We start from the raw sequence: 16,762 nt of genomic DNA on the forward strand, positions 1-16,762 counted from the left end.
TTGTAAACAGGCAAAATAAAAAAGCACAACCTCAAAATCCATAAGGCTGTACCTTTATGTTCGAACACGACTTTATTAAAAGTATCTGGGTCCTTGATCATTCTTTGTTAATATTACATGCATCATCCAACCCGGAAGCCTTTTGAAAGTTCGCTGCGCGAATCATGCGGCTTATGCAGCAGTTCATCGGCGCGCACGCATTCATACCCCTTAATATGGACCGTGTCAATCACTTCCTCAAGGCTTGCGATCATTCGGCTCGGCGCATCAGGCTCCGCTCCCCAAGTATCTCCGCTGTCATGCAGCAGAATAATCGAGCCTGGCTCAAGCTGATCCAAGATCCGTTCTTTGAGCGGTTTGTTCTTGCTCCCCTTGCCCCAATCCCATCCCATGATCGACCACAGCACGATCCGGTATTTTCGCAAAGCAAATAAATCGCCTAAATTCAAAATTCCCCATGGAGGACGGTAAAATGCCGGGCGCTCGCCCGTGATTCGTTCGATGATATCGGCAGACTTGTGTACATGCTTGTTCCGTATATGGCGCGGACTCATTAGCCAATTGGGAAGATGGGAATAGTTGTGAATCCCGATTTGATGCCCTTCCATGTGGATGCGTTTCATAAGCTCCGGGTATCGCTCCGCTTTGCTGCCCAGTACAAAAAAGGTCGCCTTGATCCTTTTTTTCTTGAGAAGATCCAGCAGTTTAGGGGTATGCAGCGGGTCTGGGCCATCATCAAAGGTAAAAGCGATCTGCCGTCCACGCCGGCCGCGCAGGGTTACCCCAAATCCCCAGATCCGTGTGATCACATATGGAATGATCATATAGATAAAGACAAACATCAGCAGCAGATTCAGCATCACCATACTCATGCCGTTTCCTTAGAATAACGCAAAAGCAATGATTTTCTGGTCAGTATCAGCATTTTGGGCACAAGCTTGGGAGCATTTTTCTTCATGCGTTCCCGGCCCACCGGATGCAGCACCTTGAGTAAAAGCCGCAAATAATAAGTAGAGAACACGCGAAACCCCTTGGATTCCAGCGGATGCAGCTCAAAACCGAGCCCGTGAATAATACCGCGGTGCAGCAGCGTTATTCCAGTCAAAGCTTTGACCTGCGCAAGCTCCGGTTCCGTCTCCATCGCCTCGCTAATTTGCTTGATCGATCTCCGCAGCATTCTTGCGGTCAAAAGCGCGGCCCGGTCAGCCCCCAGCTCTCTGGAAAGCTCCAATACCTGCCGGTTGTCCAAATGGAGTTCACCGACCCAATCCCCCGAATAAATCCACTCTCCGTCCTGGCACTTCAGGTTTTTTCCATGATGCCGGCGGATGACCAGCTTGCAAATCCCGTATCTTTTTATTCCGGCGCTGCGCAGTTTCGTGATTTGATCAAAAACCGCTTCCCAAGCCATCCATACCGACTGAGCGCTTGCCTTCGTAATGGTAGCTAACATGTTCATTATTGGTCACATCTTTCTTTTCCATTTTTGAATCGGTCTTCTGCAGTTAGACCTCGCCTTTATTCCTGCAGGAAAGGCATTTGTTTAGTTAGACGGCGGATAACCGGAAACCCATGCCATTATTTTAAAAAATGATTCTATCTTTTCCCTTTCTTGTTTCTTAATGTTTTCTTAAGTCTTAATACTGGGGATATGCGCACTTTGTACGGCGGAATAGATGGTACCGATAATCCGGGCTGGAATTACCATTAACAAGAGACATCGAGTGATCGAAAAGAGTAATGTTACGCCTATCAGCGCGTGTTTGATCTTTACCTAATGATAGTCCAGCGGTCCGTTTTACGCGGTGGCAGTACCAGCGGGCTTTGCGTGGTGGCGCTTTTGCCGTGGTAGCAGTACCAGTGCTCCGATTTAGTGATTGCCCCTCCTACCTCTCTACAAAAAAAGAGGTTATTGGAATATTGATACAAAAGTGCACTTTTCCCCGGACTAAATCGCGCTCTTTTAGGAAAAACCTGCGAAAGTGCAAGCTTTTTCGACCCTATGAGCTCCAAACAAATTGATGATTTCGTCACGATCGAGCTCGTTGACAAAATAAATCAACTCGAATTAATTTATTAACATAAGTTAACGAATAGAGCATATCTTTTATGAACATCCGCGATATCCCCTTGGGGGAATTAAAAAAAGCCAAAACCAAAATCGCCCTCTATGAAGCCGGTATTTCATTCACTCATGACCGCATGTTTAAAGATGTGCTACTCGATGACATTATCGCTTTTTTATCCGAGATGGATATGCACTGCAAAATTGCCGGAGCTAAGCCGGGCCGAATTCCCCGGAGATGAACACCAAATTCATGTAGGTATCTCCGTAAAAAAGCACCCTTCTTTCAGGCGAAGCTGCCGTTAAGAAGAGTGCTTTTTTAGTTAAGCTACGTCCGTCTTATCTACGTTACGGAACGAGAGATAAGCAATCAGGAGACCGATAACTCCCAAGATCAACGGTATCGTTATATTTGTGCTAAGCGAAAAGCCCTGGCTGTTGTTGCTGACTAAGACCACGATAATGATCGAGGACACGATCGTTGTCGGTACGGATTTTTTTCGCATCCCGAAGAATAAAGGAATGAGGCTGAGGCACGCTGCTGACAGTGTTTGGATCAACAATTGGATCCCCGTATGCAGTAGTACGCCGGCCTCCAATTTTCCCGGAATATACTGAAAATGGCTGTTCAGAGCCAGAATGGATATACAGGTGATCAAAGTCGAGATGAGCATCGATCCAAACGTAAGAGCCAGAGCCAGCAGCATTTTCGCAATGATCAGTTTTTTACGCTCGACCGGGTACGTAAACAATAAGCTGATCGTTTTATTTTTGTATTCCTCAATAATAAATCTGCTTAGCAAGACTGAAGCAAACACGATAAATACCGCACGGCAAAGTAGCCCCGCTATCGATAACGCATCGGCGAAACTCCCGAATGCAGGATCTCTGCTCCCCTCCGTGTAGGCTATAAGAAACATGAAACCGGCGCATAGGATCGTTGCAATAACCGCCCCTCTAAAAAACCAGGCTAACTTCTGCTTTTTCATCTCCATCCGGATCAGCTTAAGCATACTGCTCACCTCCGCTAATCTGATGCATAAAATACTCCTCGAGCGAAGTATGCTTATGGTTTATCGATTCAATCGCCACATCATTCAGTACCAGCGCCTTGGTCAATTCCTGCTGCGTAAATTTGGACTCGTAAATGCGTATGACTGAATCACCGACGATTTTGAAATTGCTGACTTTCAGCTGATTTTCCAGTACAAATACAGCTTGTTTGCATTGTGGGGTCACAATTTCGATATAATCTGTGTTTTCGCTGCGCATCTCATCCATAGACACTTCGCGGATAAATTTGCCGCCCTGAAGAATGCCGATCGTATCTGCAACCTGTTCGATCTCGCTCAGCAAATGGCTGGAAACCAGCAGCGTCATCCGGTATTCCTTGCTCAGCATACGAAGCAGATCACGGAACTCCCTGATTCCGACCGGATCGAGTCCGTTGATCGGTTCATCCAGAATGAGCAGCTCCGGTTTGGTTATAATCGCGCGGGCCATGCCCAGACGCTGCTTCATGCCAAGCGAAAATTCGGATACCGATTTGCCTTGGATCGAAGTCAGATTGACCATCTCAAGCGCTTCGTTAATTGCATATTTGTTATAATAACCCATATATTCCGCATGCATCTCCAGATTTTCAATCGCCGTCATTTTATCGTAAAAAATCGGATACTCGATAATGCTGCCTATGCGTTTAAACATTTCAACCGATGAAGGCGTAAGCTTCTCTCCAAATATTTCAATTTCGCCGCTGGTTGGTTTGACCAGATTCAGCATCATTTTCATTAGCGTTGTTTTACCGGCTCCGTTTGGACCGAGCAGTCCGTAAATCTGCCCCTGCTTGATATTCATACTGACGTCAGAGACAACATCTTTGCCTTTATAGGTTTTGCTGACATGGCGGGTACTGATGACATAACTCATTTATATTTGCCCCTCTCACTTATCTCTTGATCATAGTATAACCGCCAACATTTTCATATTTCTTGCGCAATTCTTACGAATCTCTTAAGTGTGCGAGGTGGCCGCTCCGGTTTTTGTCTAGCACTAATATGCTGTTGAGCCCGCTACGACAGCTTCTTTAACGAGATCGTGAAAACGGTCCGTTCATACGGCTTGCTTTCGACGCGAATTTCCCCGCCCATCAGCTCGATCAGTCTTTTCGTAATCGTCAGACCCAAACCGCTGCCCTGGAATCTTTTATTCCTTGAATCCTCCAGCGTATACATCCGCTCGAAAATAAGCTCCTGATCCCGTTCATGAATACCTTTGCCTTTATCCCAAATGTCAATAAGCACCCGGCCCTGCTCATCCCGCAGCTTCATGCCGATCACCTTGCCCTGTGAACCATAACGGATCGCATTGCTCAGCACATTGTTTAATGCGCGGTTTAGTCCTTCTTCATTGCCCCATGCATAAAGCGGCGTTTCCGGAATATCGATGTCAGCCTGCAACCCTTCGGATTCGATCAGATCATAAAACATCAGCATGCTGTTTCTGGAAATTTCATTGATATGTATGCGGGTCAGGGGCATCTCCTTATCCCCCGATTCCAGCTTGGCCAGGTCAAAAAAACGGTTGATCAACTCTACGATCTCTACAGTCTTCGTATGCACCTTATCCAGTAGCCGCTCCCTTTCCTCCATTGGCAAGTCGGCCTTCTGGTTCAACGTTTCGATATAACCGAGCACCACGGTAAGCGGCGTCTTCAAATCATGCGATATGTTTGCCAACATCCGGCGCATCGCGATTTCTGTACGCATAAATCCTGTCTCGGACTGCCTGGTTTGCAAAAGCAAGTGATTGATAGCAATCAACAGTCTACGATATCCTGGATCCTCCGTAAAAAGCAGCAGTTGCTCCTGCGAGGACGAATCCTCAATCGTATTCAGTTTATCGATGATGTAGCCGAGCTGCTTAGCTCTTTTTTTCCGACCCATCCACTGCATCACATTCAGCAACGCCAACATGATCACAACAATCAGCAGAACGGCAACCACTAAAATTCCCCCAAACGGTAGCCGATGCCCCACAGCGTTTTGATGTACTGCGGATCGGAGGGCTGATCTTCAATTTTGTCGCGCAAACGGCTCATATGCACATTAATGACATTTTCATCGCCGAAATAGTCGTCATTCCAGACGGATGTGAAAATGTGCTGCTTGGTGAATACCTTTTTCGGATTCGTCATAAACAGCTTTAAGATTTGCAGTTCTTTGGCCGTCAGCTTGATCTCCTGGCCGTTTTTGGTCACGGTCAAATGATCCAGATCCATCTCTAGTTCATGGACCCGGATGATTTTATTTTGCTCAGTTGGGGGTGCTATTGCATAAGCCGTCACGCGGCGGATAGCGGCCTTCACTCTAGCCGTCAGCTCAATCATCGAAAAAGGTTTCGTAATATAGTCATCCGCGCCAAAACCAAGGCCGAGCGCCTTGTCCACTTCCCCATCCTTTGCGGATACGATCAGTACCGGCACATGGCTTTTCTCCCTGACTTTTTTAAGAAAATCCATACCGCTGATCTTGGGCAGCATCATATCCAGCAGTACGAGGTCATAATCTCGTTCGGCAAACCGCTCGAGCGCCTCCTCTCCGTCTTTGGCAAGCACCACCTGAAAACCTTCCATCGTCAAATAGCTCTCTACCATTTCGCCAATCGAGCTGTCATCCTCTACAAGAAGTATGTTCGAAGCCACGTCATTCACGCCTTTCTTTTTACGTCCATAACTCTAATATACTGGAAACAACGGCTCCGAGGTATATTCAGATTCATCTTCAAATAACCGCTCAAACTAAAATAACCCCACAAACCGATCTGTTGCAGCCTTGCGTACCGCCGAGTGTCGCATGAAGCACGTGTACAAAAATACAAATCGAAGGCTGCATGACCCGCATCTTTTAAATGTGAGGGATGCACAATGGACGCTATTTTAGAACGTTGTTGCGGTCTGGACGTTCATCAACTCCTGCCAGCTCTTGGGCGGGGGGATGTCCAGGCAACCATGAGAGTGCTGCAAAAAGAAAAGTTCTCGCATTCCTAAGGGCAAACGTATGGATCGTCAAACGATAAGGGAAGACGGATTGTAATATGAAGTGCGACACCTAAAACAAAATGGCCCATGCTGGTTTCGTGTAACATATTCCATTCGACTGATTCCTTCCATCCGGCTAAAGCCTAATTAGTTTCTAATGACTCCAAATACAGATTAACATCCCCGTGCCTTGTATCAAAAACCGCATGCTGAATACGGCGAGTACCGAAAATGTACCAAACATTGACGCTAATTTCATTCGCGACGCTGGTTGTGTTAATACTTTCGTTCCATAAAAAGAAATAGACCGCCCTTGGTCAGGATCACGGTCTATTTCTGATCGAATTCCTATAGTAAGGCCGCTCTTATGGCGGTACGTTGTACTCGGGGATCGTGTTCGCGCACGGTCCCTCTTCCATTCTACGCATGAGTACGGCTCTTCCGCAGATTCCGGTTCATTCTATCGCCCTTAGTGACCGGACTGGTGCGTCTTTGGTTGTTCCTGCGCATGTGCGCTGCCGGATAGATTCAGCAGAACGACCCCCGCGATGATTAGCAGGATCGAGAATATTTTCAGACCATTAATCTGCTCCGCAAAGAACATATAACCGATGACGGTAATGATCATGATGCCAAGTCCCGACCAGATCGCGTAAGCTACGGATATTTCAATCTGCTTCAAGCTCAGCGTCAAGAAGCTCAAGCTGCAAATATAGAACACCACCAGCAGAACGCTGGGCAGCGGTTTGCTGAACCCCTCCGACAGCTTCATGTTCAGTGTCCCAGCCACTTCAAATAGAATAGCCAAACTTAAATACAACCAATGCATAATCTCAAGACTCCTCCCGTTTCTCTGCGGCAATGCCGAACAATAAGATGTCCATGACGGACTGCAGCAGCTCCCCTAGCGGCAATTGATGCTTCACCGTTGCCCTCGAATCATAAATCTGATGGAGCGAGCCGAGATACAGATCAATGAATAGCGGCATATGAATTCGTTTGATACTTCCCTCGGCCATCCCCTGCTCCATCAGCTCAGTAACAATGCCCCATTCCTCTCTGAAAAAGGTGTCCAGCTTCTCCCATTGCGCATAATGCGAGCGCTTCAGATCCGGCAACATTCCCAAATCCATCTTCTCCATCTCCTGCGGCAGACAGATTAGAATCTGATGAATCTTCTCCAGAACGGTAAGCTCCTCATCCCCCGCAATTTCATGTTCGCGCTGCTGAATATGCCGGATCATTCCGTCGATGATATGTTCGACAATCTCTTCCTTGGATGAAAAGTGCTCATAGATCGTCCGTTTACTAATTGCAAGGCCGCGGGCCAGATCACTAACCGTAAAAGTAAACCCCTGCCGCTGAATTAAGCGGATCGTTTCATTCAATATTCGCTCGCGCAAGTGAACAAACTCCCCTTCTGGTACTGTAAATACTTTGTCGGTACCGTTAGTATTATAACGCCTCCATCGGCATAAAATCCAGACATGATTTCTATAAAATATACGTGTGAAGAAAAATGCGATCCGTGCACTTTCTCAAGAGCCAGACCGCCGCTTATAATAGAAAGTTTTTCTTGCGAGATAAACAGGCTAGACCCTCTGGAGTTAATCTGATCTCATAAAAAAAGAACCCGCTTATATACCTTAAGCAGGCTCTCATTGAGAAAACAACCCATTAATCAAACCGCACGTCGCCAATGCCGAACCAAGGAAAATTTCCGGCTGCAGCATAGGCGCAGAACGCGGCAGCTGTCAGTAATCCGACGACCAGAAGATCGTAGCGGGAATAACGAGACGGGTAATAATACGTTCGGGCCTTCGCCCGGTCTCCGTCAAATTGCTTGGCCTCCATCGCAGCGGCTACCCGATGGGCCCGGCGGATGCTCTGCGCCAGCAGCGGCACCACATACAGTCCTGCGCGATTCACCATGCCGCGAATCCCGCGAATCGGGCGAACTCCTCGCACTTTCAAGGCTTGGCGGCGAATTACATATTCCTCCCACACCATGGGCAGCAGCCGGATCGAAGCCATGAAGCTGTAGGCATATTTGGGCGCCAGCCTCAGCTTCTGCATCAGGCTGTAGAATAAATCCACCGAGGACGTTGTCGTAACGAGCAGCAGTCCCTCCGAAGCAAAGGCAATTCCTTTAAAGCCCAAATGCAGCCCCCGGTAGAAGCTTTCTTCCGATACCCGGAACAATCCCCACTCCCACCAGATCGTCTCCCCCTTACCGAACAGCATCATGGAAGAGGCGGACGATATGAAGGCAAGCAGAAACGGAATAAAGAACAACAGCATTTTCCACGGCTTCACCCCGCTGAGCACCACCAGACAGACCATAAAGATAAGCGCCTGATACATGACAAAATCAAGATCATGGGTCAGCACCGTCATGAAAAACAGCGCACAGATCAGTCCCAGCTTCACCACCGGATTCGCCCGGTGCAGCCAAGTGATCCGCACGGGGTTCCATATATTCATGCGTTCACCCCCGTGAGGCGATGATCGGCCGCGGCTAAGGTGCCCCGAGGATCGGCAGCGCCGTTTACTCTCTTAGCCGTCTGCTCGGATGCAATCCTGCCAGACCAGCGCGGGGAAGGCATGCTCGAAGTCAGCTGTCCCTCCCGGATTTCCCATATATGCGTGGCAACCCGCTGCGCGATCTCCATTTCATGCGTCACCATGAGAATGGCGGTTCCCGCGCGGCGCAGCTGCTCGCACATCTCCAGAATCGCGAACGTATTCCGCGCATCCTGTCCGAAGGTTGGCTCATCCAGGAGAAGGACGGACGGCTGTCTTGCCATGGCCGTAGCCACGCTCAAGCGGCGCTTTTGGCCTGTCGACAGCTGGTACGGATGCCTAGCCTCCATGCCCTCCAGTCCAAAGCGTTCAAGACAGCGGTCGGCCTGCGCCTTCGCTTCCTCCGGCGGCACATGATCCACCAGCAGCGAGTAAACCACCTCATCACCGATGCGCTCCGTCAGGAATTGAAGCTCCGGATTCTGAAACACGAATCCGATTTGGCGCAGCTGCTGCTCTCTCTTCTTCCGCACCTTTCGGCGCTTGCCCTGAATGACCTCTTCCCCACAAAGCACATAGGTCCCTTCGGAGCGCAGCAGCCCCATCAAACTTAACAGCAGCGAGCTTTTGCCTGCTCCGTTGGGTCCTACCACCGCAATGAATTGTCCCGGAACCACCTCCGCAGAAGGGAGAGCGATAACGGGTTTATCCCATCTCATTCCCCTAAAATCCGCCAGTTGAATGACAGGTTCCCCATGTTGAGCGTACGGCGGAGCAGCCTCATGTACAAGATTACCTGACTCATCGCCAAACACGTCTACCGGAGCAAACAGCTCCCGTCCTACCCGAGACTCCGCGTAATCTTCCCATACGCCGGGATACCAGATTCCATAGGCTTGGAGTTCCCGCTCATATTCAGCGAATATCGCTGCTGGGGGACCTTCGCCCAGAATCACCCCATCCGGGCTGAACAGCACGACACGATCCACATATTGGGCCATTTCTTCAATCCGGTGCTCCACGATGATCAGCGTACGCCCTTCCGATACGGCCTTCACCGCGGACCAGATTTGCTCCCTGCCTTCCGGGTCGAGCAGCGCAGACGGCTCGTCAAGGAACAGCACTTCCGGCTCCAGCAGCAGAGCCGATGCCAGCGCAAGTCGCTGCTTCATGCCTTGGGACAAATGCCCGATCGGCATATGGAGCTCCTCAAGATCAAGCCCCACCTCGCGCAGGGCCGCTTGCATCCGATCCTTCATCTCGTCACGAGGGACACTTAGATTTTCCAGTACGAAAGCCAGCTCTTCATCCACGTACGGCATACAGAACTGGGTATCCGGATCTTGAAATACATAACCCCAAGAGCGTGGAATCAGCTGGGCCTCGCATTTCATCGGCACCTCCGTCGCGTGGGGAATCATCCCGCTAAGCACCTGCAGCAGCGTAGATTTGCCACAGCCGCTCGGACCGAGCAGCAGCACCTTCTCCCCGCGGACAGCCGAGAAGGAGAGGTCTTTGAACATCAATTGCTCCTCGCCCGGATACTTCAGGCGCAATCCCTCCACATACACGGCCGGTTCCGGAAGCATCTCAACAGACTGAGCCGGAACCGGGCTAACCGTGGCATTAGACATGGCGCGGATCATCCAGTGCTTCGTAATCCTTCTTCGACGCTGGACGGAGCAGGGATGTCACGCCCGTACGGTCAAGCGCTTTAGCCAGCAGGAGCATAAGAAGGCCTGCAATGACGGCGCCGCTAAGTACCCGCATACCGTATTTAGCGAGGAACATCCACGTCTGCAGGTCATCCGTATAGCTGTAATAGAAGTCCATGATCATCGAGCCGATGGCTGCTCCGGCACCGGCAATCGCCAGCGTCCACGCCGAGGTGCTCCGATAACGGAACGCCGCGAATACCAATTCAGCCCCCAGTCCTTGAATGACGCCATACAGCAGTAGGGTCAATCCCCAGCCGCTGCCAAACAGCACTTCTACGTGGGCCGCCGCCACTTCCGCGATAATGGCCACTCCCGGCTTCCGGATCAACAAGTAAGCAAGCGTGGCTGCAGCGAACCACATGCCGTATAACAACTCATCCGCTTCAAAGAACAGCGGTTTTAACAGATTGTAAACCGAACCCCAGAAGTGATAAATGACGCCAAGCACCAGTGATACCAGTACCGTAACCAAAATATCGCTTAACCGCAGTCCTTTTCGGGGCTGAACCCCCAACTTCTCTTGCACAGACGTTCCCATAACAACACATTCCCCTCTCCACCTCTATTTTTGTGTAAACACAACAAAAAACCGTCTGGAAAAACGCGCAGACGGAAAAATAGGCCCTATGTAGGCAGGGTCGGATATTCTCTACGCTGGCATTACCCAGTTCAGATTAACGGTCAACAGCGGATAGCAGCTGCAATCTCAGCCTGATTCACTCAAGCCCCCGTATTCCTATTCGGTTTTATGTTAACTTTAAAATACACATTCACTCCGGAATAAGCAAGAACCTTTTTTCAAAAATGGCTATTTATTGATTTCCATCTCATTCTATGTCAATATCAGAGTGATTGGCTTTTCCACCAACGTTTATTGCTGACACCTATGCACAAAGGAGAATGACATGGCTAAACAATTGCTGCGTCTGATGACTGAGCTGTCTTCCCGCAAGTGGCTGTCCCGAATCATGGGGCATTGTTCCCACAGCCGGCTGAGCCGTCATCTAATACCTGCATTCATACGAATTTATCAAATTCCGGCGCACGAAGCGGAGAAAGAAATCAACGAATACCGCTCACTGAACGAGTTCTTTTCCCGCCGGTTAAAAATAGGCCTCCGCGCCATAGATGACACCGCCGACGCCATGGTAAGCCCAGTCGATGCCACAATTTCGGCAATGGGCGTCGTCAACGCCGGTACCATTCTGAGCGTTAAGGGACAGGATTATACCTTGAGCGAGCTGCTCGCGAAATCACCGAGAATGGAAAACTACATCCACGGTTATGCATTTGTATTGTATTTAAGCCCGACCGACTATCATCGCATTCATTCCCCGGTAACCGGTGTTCAGGCGGAAAGCGAGCATTTGAAGGGACGCGTTTACCCCGTGAACGATTTTGCGATGACCCATATCCGGAATGTGCTCAGCCGCAATGAGCGCCTCATTACCTATATTGCGCATGAGTTCGGCGAAGTTGCCGTCGTGAAGGTCGGAGCCATGAACGTAAGCAGCATCCGTTATGCTGACGAGAACGTGAAGAAATACGAAATCGGCGATGAACTCGCGTACTTTGAATTCGGCTCTACAGTTGTACTTTTGACGGAGAACGGCACGTTTACCCCTCGAGGTGACCTGGAACCCGGCTCCAAGGTGAAGATGGGAGAACTGCTCGGTTTGCTTCACCCGTCCCCAGCCAGAAAAGGGTGATTCCATCTACCTTACCAAACATCGCATGACAAGTTAAGGCCATAAATCATTGGCTGCATGAATGATTAACGCCGACCCAGCATCCGATAAATGATCCGCTGAAACAGCCGATCCGGCAGTACGCCCTTGATCCATGCGGTCGCCCGCGTGCCTCGGGGCAGCATATAGCGGAACCTGGGCTTAGCCATGGACGCAATTTTTGCCACAAGCCTGGCTACCTCCTGCGGATCCCCGCTTCCCCTGGCTGTCCGCTCGGAATAGTCCAGCACGCCCTTCAGCAGACCGCTGTAGGGTGATCCTTCCTTCACCGTAAGCTCCCCAAAGCTTTTGTTCCAGATCGGCGTACCATAGGCACCAGGCTGGATCAGCACGACATCAATGCCAAAGGGCATCACTTCCATGGACAGGCTTTCGCCAAACCCTTCCAGCGCAAATTTGGAGGACGCATAGGGTCCATAACCCGGAAATCCGACCACGCCGCTAATGCTGCTCATGAGAATGATTTTGGATTTTCCGGTTCGCCGGAGCAGCGGCAGCATATGCTGTGTCACCGATACGGTCCCGAAAAAATTCGTCTCCATCTGCTTTCGCCAGCCGCTGAGCGGCACTTCCTCCACCATGCCGCCTACCGCTTCCCCGGCATTGTTAACCAGCACGTCCAACCGGCCATACCTCTGCTCCAACTCCAAGGCAGCGGCCTTGACTTGTTCCTCGATGCAGATATCCAGCTGGAATACGTGAATACGCTTGGCAACATCGGCTTGTTCGGCTCGGGCCAACAGTTCTGCAGCCGTCTCCGGCCTGCGCAGACCCGCTGCCACGTCATAACCTGCTTTTGCCAGCTCCAAGCTGATGTGCAGTCCGAACCCGCTCGACGCGCCCGTGATCAGCGCAACCTTTCCTGCTCCCGCCGTTACCACCGGATCACCGCTTGCTCGGCCAATGCCACTCTCTCCATCACACCCATCACCCTTCCGTTATTCGAAATGCCTGCCCGGGCCATTTTTCTAACCCTGCGTTTAGCGCTTTATGCTTACTCCTAATATAACAAAATTTCGCAACGTAATCAGAGCCCCTATCCATATGTGCATCCTTTTACAACGTAATCAGAAAGAGTCCCTATCCACATATGTATCCACTAAATAGCCCCACAAAGTGGAGCCTATGCTTCGATGCTTATTCCAAATACTTTGCGGGGACCCCAAAACATATCGAAAAAAGGGAGCCATTTAGCTCCCTTTTGCGTTCATCCAGAGAAAAGCGTATATGATAACGGGATTCAACGTCACCCGTATGTAGGCCAGGTCTCATTTAAAACCATACATCCTGATGATCTTGAGTCGTTGTCTTCATACGGCGCAAGCGATTTCTGAAAATAGCGCAGCCACCACGACTGAAGAAACGTCCACGCACCCGTCTTCTTGGGCTCATTCCTCTCTCCCCCCTTCATAAAATAAAACTGTATCTCGTTTTTTACCCTAAATCGCTTGCTATGAAACCATTAACCCCTCCTACCAATCAGGTAAGTTATGGAAGGGCGAGGGAATCACCGAATCTCGGATGGGCTCTTGCCCGTATACTGCTTAAATTGCCGGCTAAAAAAGAAAATATCCCGGTAACCCAGCGCGTCAGCTACCTCCGTTACGTTCATGCCTTGGTGCAGCAGCAGATGCTGCGCTCGCTCGATCCGCATCTGAATGATGTATGATTGCACCGGCGTGCCGATCAGTTCCTTGAACTTGATCGAGAAGTAACGGGGGGACAACCCCGCTCTAGCGGCCAAATCCTCTACCCGATGGGGAACCCCCGGGTGCTGACGGACATAATTCGCGATTTCATGGATAGCCTCTGACAGCTGATTGCTTGCTTTTTTGACCACCGGCTCAGCAAGATCTGAACGCAGCAGATGAATCATCAGCTGTTTCAGAATAAGCTGCCCCTCCTCCAATGATCCATAGGGCTTGTCCAGATACAAACGCACGTAGCGCGCGAGCAAATATTCAAAATCCATCGTTTCCGTCAGCTTGCGATAGGATGCAGGGATATGCTGCACCGGGTCGGCCACATCAAAATGGATATATGTCAATACGAGCGGTTTCTGCGGATTGTGCGTCGCACTCGTATGATCTCCTGGTCGGAACAGGAAGCAGCTTCCTTTTCCCACAGCAAAGGGCTCGTCATTGAGCTCGACCGTGCCTTCACCGCTCCATACATAGAACAAATCATAATTCTGCATGGGTCTTTCGCGTTTTTGCCATTTCCAGCCTGGCTCACATACGATTTTGGCAAGCGCAGACATGATTATAAAAGAAGACGGCGATGCATTTAGCATCACGTCATAACCCCCTCATCTCATTCAAAAATTGACCTCTTTTCCATCATACCCGTTTTTTATGTTTTTTGCATGTCCAGCCATGCCTGCGCAATCCGGGTAACCCCTTCTTCAATGCTGGCTATGTCCAGATGCGAGAAGCCAAAGCATGCGGCAGGCAATCCGGGTATACGATGATATACCGATGCATCCCGAAACATGACACCGCGTTTGCGGGCAGCTTCTTGGAACTGGGCATACTCTTCCTCGGAGCGCAGCCAGTTCGCATAAACATGCAGGCCGGCATCGCCGGGATGAAGACGAAACAGTTCGGAGGCATGCGTATCCATCGCCTGGCGAAGCGCCTCATACCGTGTACCATACAGCCGAGTCATTCTTCTAAGATGCCGACCGTAACCCCCTCGCACAATAAAGCGCGCCAGCGCGCGCTGCTCCAATACGGCTGGTGAGATCGGCTCGTACAGAGCCTTAGCCTGCACAACCGCCTCAACCAGGCTTGGGGGCAGCACAGCATACCCGATGCGGAGCCCGGTGAACATCGTTTTGGAGAACGAACCGACGAAGATGACACGTCCCTCGCTATCCAGCATCCGCAAGGGCTCAATTGGCTTGCCGCCCCAGCGGAACTCACTGTCATAATCATCCTCGATAATAAAGGCCTGACGGCTTCGCGCCCAATTCAGCAGCGCCCGTCTTCGCTCCAGCGGCAGCACCGCTCCCGTCGGGTATTGACGGCTGGGGCTTACGACAAGCAGACTTGCGTCCCAGTCACGTGGTATCAATCCGGTATCGTCTACCGGGGATGGCAGCGGAATCCCGCCACTCAGGCTGATGCCCCGATAGATTCCTTGATAGCCGGGATCCTCCATGACCACCTGATCGCCAGGATCAACCAGCAGTTGAAACATGAGGACTAGCCCCTGCATGGATCCGCTGAAGATCACGATCTGCTCGGGGGCGGCCTGGATTCCCCGCGTAAAACGCAAGTGTCCGGCTATCGCCTGGCGCAGTTCGAGGTCTCCCTCCGGCGGCGCTCCGTTCTGCAGCTCGACTCCCCCGCTTCCACCTGCATAGGATAACGCGCTCCGCCACTCCGAATACGGAAAATCCTCCATGGGCATCCGTGCATTCGCGAATGAGATTGTACCTGGGGGAGGTTCTCTCAGCAGCATCTGTGCCGAGGTATAATCCCCGCTTTGGCTCATCAGTCGTTGCCCCCAAGTAGAGAGCACCGGTGCTCCCTCGGCCAGCGGCGGCTGGTCTACCATGGCAATCCCTTCCGCCACGTAAGTTCCGCTGCCCTGCCTGGACACAACATAACCTTCGGCCATCAGCATGTCATAGCTCTGCGCGGCCGATCCTCTGGACACACCATACAGCTTTGCCAGCTCGCGTGTAGCGGGAAGGCGGGTTCCTTCCGGCAGCTTGCCGCTATGAATGGCAGCGCGAATCGCGTGGTATAGAGCCAAATATTTATATCGATATTGTTCCACATACGTCTCGAACGGCAATCCCAGCTCCATCATGACGACTCCTATCATTCTTGATATAAAATTGGACTATATAAATTACTCTAAATTGGTGCTTTTTCCTTGTCAATATTCATCGTAAACTGTTATTCAAAATGATAGGGGGAGCGTTTAACCATGAGAAGAGACGAGTTTGCGATGGAGGATCAACAAGAGATCGAGGATTTCCTCAGCGGCATGAGCTTTGGTTTCCTTGGAACAGCCGATGAAGAGGGGATTCCACGTGTAACGCCATTGAACTTTGCTTATGTGAACGGAGCGTTCTATTTTCACGGCAGCCGGATGGGTGAAAAAATGGATCATCTGCGCCGGACGCCCGCCGTGTGCTTTACCATAGCTGATGAGTATGCACTGATCCCTTCCTATTTCTCCGATCCGGAGATGGCCTGCCCGGCTACGGCCTACTTCAAAAGCGTAACGGCGATCGGCGAGGTGGTGATCGTGGATGATCTGGAGGAAAAGGCTCTTGCGATGGAGGCACTGATGACAAAACTGCAGCCTGAAGGCGGATACCGCGCCATTGACGCGAATGACCGGGCTTATATCCCCAGACTGAAAGGGGTAGCGGTCATCAAACTCGCTCCGCAGCGAATGAGCGCCAAGTTCAAGTTCGGCCAGAACCTGAAGCCGGATTCGCTTCAGACCGTAGTCGAAGGGCTTGAATGCCGGGGCAAAGAGCGGGATAAAGAAACCGCCGGACTGATATGCAAGTACCATCCTGGACCGCGTTAAAGCATTACAATTATCCGTGACGGTTACTGGGCTAAGTGGTATAATGTTAGGCAATGAAAACGTAAAGGCAACTTGTCACCTACACTTACCTTAACCAAAAGTATTCGGAAGGAAG

17 protein-coding genes and 1 riboswitch are annotated in these 16,762 nt (G+C 50.6%); of the genes, 3 read left to right on the plus strand and 14 right to left on the minus strand.

From position 1 onward, the window contains the following. Positions 1–122 precede the first annotated feature (122 nt). Positions 123–872 carry a polysaccharide deacetylase family protein gene (locus MHH48_RS29605; protein ID WP_076324784.1) on the minus strand — a complete coding sequence of 250 codons (750 nt, stop codon included), beginning with the start codon at positions 870–872 and terminating at the stop codon, positions 123–125. Continuing rightward, on the minus strand, positions 869–1,459 hold the full coding sequence (locus MHH48_RS29610) for a polysaccharide deacetylase (RefSeq protein WP_083659775.1): 591 nt from the start codon (positions 1,457–1,459) through the stop codon (positions 869–871). Before MHH48_RS29610 ends, MHH48_RS29605 begins: the two co-directional genes overlap by 4 nt. A 650-nt stretch (positions 1,460–2,109) precedes the next feature. Between MHH48_RS29610 and MHH48_RS29615 the strand changes: the two genes are divergently transcribed. After that, the gene (locus tag MHH48_RS29615; RefSeq protein ID WP_076324785.1) at positions 2,110–2,307 is read left to right on the plus strand and encodes a hypothetical protein; all 198 of its coding nucleotides are present in this window, start codon (positions 2,110–2,112) and stop codon (positions 2,305–2,307) included. 81 nt (positions 2,308–2,388) lie between these two features. On the opposite strand, the gene MHH48_RS29620 is transcribed toward MHH48_RS29615, so the two are convergent. The 9 genes from MHH48_RS29620 to MHH48_RS29660 form a co-directional block, all read right to left on the minus strand. Next, the gene (locus tag MHH48_RS29620) at positions 2,389–3,078 is read right to left on the minus strand and encodes an ABC transporter permease (protein ID WP_076324786.1); all 690 of its coding nucleotides are present in this window, start codon (positions 3,076–3,078) and stop codon (positions 2,389–2,391) included. Further along, positions 3,071–3,994, minus strand: coding sequence for an ABC transporter ATP-binding protein (locus MHH48_RS29625; RefSeq protein WP_076324787.1), 924 nt, complete (start codon positions 3,992–3,994; stop codon positions 3,071–3,073). The genes MHH48_RS29620 and MHH48_RS29625 overlap by 8 nt, the downstream gene beginning before the upstream one ends. A gap of 143 nt (positions 3,995–4,137) precedes the next feature. Next, positions 4,138–5,070 carry a sensor histidine kinase gene (locus MHH48_RS29630; RefSeq protein WP_076324788.1) on the minus strand — a complete coding sequence of 311 codons (933 nt, stop codon included), beginning with the start codon at positions 5,068–5,070 and terminating at the stop codon, positions 4,138–4,140. After that, positions 5,070–5,720 carry a response regulator transcription factor gene (locus tag MHH48_RS29635; protein WP_244878861.1) on the minus strand — a complete coding sequence of 217 codons (651 nt, stop codon included), beginning with the start codon at positions 5,718–5,720 and terminating at the stop codon, positions 5,070–5,072. Before MHH48_RS29635 ends, MHH48_RS29630 begins: the two co-directional genes overlap by 1 nt. Positions 5,721–6,573: 853 nt before the next feature. Then, positions 6,574–6,933, minus strand: a complete 360-nt coding sequence (locus MHH48_RS29640) for a multidrug efflux SMR transporter (RefSeq protein WP_076324790.1) — start codon at positions 6,931–6,933, stop codon at positions 6,574–6,576. A 4-nt stretch (positions 6,934–6,937) separates the two neighbouring features. Continuing rightward, the gene (locus MHH48_RS29645) at positions 6,938–7,507 is read right to left on the minus strand and encodes a TetR/AcrR family transcriptional regulator (RefSeq protein ID WP_076324791.1); all 570 of its coding nucleotides are present in this window, start codon (positions 7,505–7,507) and stop codon (positions 6,938–6,940) included. A 274-nt stretch (positions 7,508–7,781) separates the two neighbouring features. Next, entirely contained in the window at positions 7,782–8,588 is an 807-nt protein-coding gene (locus MHH48_RS29650) for an energy-coupling factor transporter transmembrane component T (protein WP_076324792.1), read from the minus strand. Then, complete coding sequence (locus MHH48_RS29655) at positions 8,585–10,216, minus strand: ABC transporter ATP-binding protein (protein ID WP_179090699.1); 1,632 nt, start codon at positions 10,214–10,216, stop codon at positions 8,585–8,587. The genes MHH48_RS29650 and MHH48_RS29655 overlap by 4 nt, the downstream gene beginning before the upstream one ends. A 37-nt stretch (positions 10,217–10,253) precedes the next feature. Further along, positions 10,254–10,883 carry an ECF transporter S component gene (locus MHH48_RS29660; protein WP_076324794.1) on the minus strand — a complete coding sequence of 210 codons (630 nt, stop codon included), beginning with the start codon at positions 10,881–10,883 and terminating at the stop codon, positions 10,254–10,256. Positions 10,884–10,974: 91 nt separating this feature from the next. Beyond that, a riboswitch (TPP riboswitch) is annotated at positions 10,975–11,087 on the minus strand. 163 nt (positions 11,088–11,250) lie between these two features. Between MHH48_RS29660 and asd the strand changes: the two genes are divergently transcribed. Then, complete coding sequence (gene asd / locus MHH48_RS29665) at positions 11,251–12,054, plus strand: archaetidylserine decarboxylase (protein ID WP_076324795.1); 804 nt, start codon at positions 11,251–11,253, stop codon at positions 12,052–12,054. Positions 12,055–12,119: 65 nt separating this feature from the next. Here the strand turns inward: asd and MHH48_RS29670 are convergent, their stop codons facing one another. The 3 genes from MHH48_RS29670 to MHH48_RS29680 all read right to left on the minus strand — a co-directional run bounded on the left by MHH48_RS29670 (position 12,120) and on the right by MHH48_RS29680 (position 15,909). Then, on the minus strand, positions 12,120–12,974 hold the full coding sequence (locus tag MHH48_RS29670) for an SDR family oxidoreductase (protein WP_076324796.1): 855 nt from the start codon (positions 12,972–12,974) through the stop codon (positions 12,120–12,122). A gap of 626 nt (positions 12,975–13,600) precedes the next feature. Further along, a complete protein-coding gene (locus MHH48_RS29675) occupies positions 13,601–14,386 on the minus strand; it encodes an AraC family transcriptional regulator (RefSeq protein WP_076324797.1) in 786 nt (261 codons plus the stop codon). A gap of 59 nt (positions 14,387–14,445) precedes the next feature. Further along, the gene (locus MHH48_RS29680; RefSeq protein ID WP_076324798.1) at positions 14,446–15,909 is read right to left on the minus strand and encodes a PLP-dependent aminotransferase family protein; all 1,464 of its coding nucleotides are present in this window, start codon (positions 15,907–15,909) and stop codon (positions 14,446–14,448) included. A gap of 123 nt (positions 15,910–16,032) precedes the next feature. On the opposite strand from MHH48_RS29680, the gene MHH48_RS29685 reads away from it, so the two are divergent. Beyond that, entirely contained in the window at positions 16,033–16,647 is a 615-nt protein-coding gene (locus tag MHH48_RS29685) for a pyridoxamine 5'-phosphate oxidase family protein (RefSeq protein ID WP_076324799.1), read from the plus strand. Positions 16,648–16,762 lie beyond the last annotated feature (115 nt).

The sequence above is a fragment of the Paenibacillus sp. FSL F4-0100 genome (assembly GCF_037993005.1).
Taxonomy (GTDB): domain Bacteria; phylum Bacillota; class Bacilli; order Paenibacillales; family Paenibacillaceae; genus Paenibacillus_AQ.